The organism is Micromonospora sp. DH14, assembly GCF_029809455.1.
GTDB lineage: Bacteria > Actinomycetota > Actinomycetes > Mycobacteriales > Micromonosporaceae > Micromonospora > Micromonospora parva.
The window spans coordinates 1-255 of record NZ_JARVKT010000090.1; the positions used below are offsets into that span (position 1 = coordinate 1).

The window sequence follows — 255 nt, forward strand, 5'->3', positions numbered from 1 at the left end:
CCGCGAACGTGCCCGGAGCGGGGTTGCTGCCGGTCCACGAGCCGTTGAAACCGAACGAGACCACCCCGTTGGTCGGCAAGGCACCGTTGTAGCCGACATTCTTCGCGGTGACAGCGGCACCGCTCTGGGTCACCGTCGCGTTCCACGCCTGCGTGACCGTCTGTCCCGCGTCGTAGCGCCAGGTCAGCGTCCAACCCGTCACCGCGTCACCGAGATTGGTGATGGTGACATTCGCGCCGAATCCGCCCTGCCACT

At 66.7% G+C, this 255-nt stretch carries 1 protein-coding gene; it reads right to left on the bottom strand.

The window, feature by feature from the left end:
* The coding region (locus QCZ28_RS34465) for a cellulose binding domain-containing protein (protein WP_279520527.1) at positions 1 to 255 on the bottom strand (255 nt) is incomplete at both ends.